General features: G+C 44.6%; 1 protein-coding gene. It reads left to right on the top strand.

The window, feature by feature from the left end; all coding sequences use genetic code 11:
- The first annotated feature begins 317 nt into the window (after positions 1 to 317).
- A complete protein-coding gene (locus tag F6K20_RS39760) occupies positions 318 to 965 on the top strand; it encodes a response regulator transcription factor (RefSeq protein WP_008180320.1) in 648 nt (215 codons plus the stop codon).
- Positions 966 to 1,006 lie beyond the last annotated feature (41 nt).

A 1,006-nucleotide genomic window follows, 5' to 3' on the forward strand; every position in this document is an offset into this window, starting at 1 on the left:
TCTTTAGACTACCAGGCAATGGAAGCAGCTCCTCCCCAACCCCAAGCAGGTTAACATCCTAGTTGTAATGAAGCCCACCTTGGCGACGCAACGGGTTCTAAAATCTACTGACTTGGCCAGCCTAGGGTTCCCGGTGCAACGTTCAAGTTAAGTCTTTTCCTTACCAACCCTAATTCTTACCAACCCTAATTATGGTGAGGTAGGATTATTGGTTGGAGAGTTAAAGCAGCTTGGTAACTTCCAGGCATTAGAAAAGGCAAGAGGTACTACCACTATTAACAAAATTAAGCAAGCAAAGTATAAAAAACGTTACAGTTATGAAGGACAATGCTGTAAGAGAGCAACAAAAACTGCTGCTGATTGATGATGACCCCAACCTCATATTGCTAGTCAAGGACTACCTAGAGTTTCGGGGATACGAGGTGATGACCGCTGAACATGGGAAAGAAGCTCTGGACATTTTAGAGCAGGATATTCCTGATATGATTATCTGTGACGTGATGATGCCAGAAATGGACGGCTATACCCTGGTAGAAAAGGTCAGAGATGATTCTCGCACCAGCTGCATTCCGGTACTATTTCTCTCAGCCAAGGGTCAAAGCCAAGATCGAATAAAAGGACTCAATAAGGGTGCGGATATTTATATGGTTAAGCCCTTTGAGCCAGAAGAACTGGTAGCACAGGTGGAATCTTGCCTCAAGCAAACTGCTCGTATGATGCAGCTCACAGTTTCTAATCCAGACAGCGCACCCAGAATTAACGTTCCTTACGATGTTGATTTGACTCCTACTGAGCGGAAGGTTGTCCAGTTTGTGGCAAGAGGTATGGCAAATCGGGAGATTGCTCAGCAGCTGAATGTTTCTCAGCGTACCATAGAAAGTCATGTGTCTAACATGCTAGGGAAAACTGGTCTCCATAACCGTACTGAATTAGCCCGTTGGGCAATTGAAAATAGTATGGCATAACGCTCCATACTATTTTCAATTGCCCAACGGGCTAATTCAGA

The organism is Moorena sp. SIO2C4 (genome assembly GCF_010672485.1).
Taxonomy (GTDB): Bacteria; Cyanobacteriota; Cyanobacteriia; order Cyanobacteriales; family Coleofasciculaceae; genus Moorena; species Moorena producens.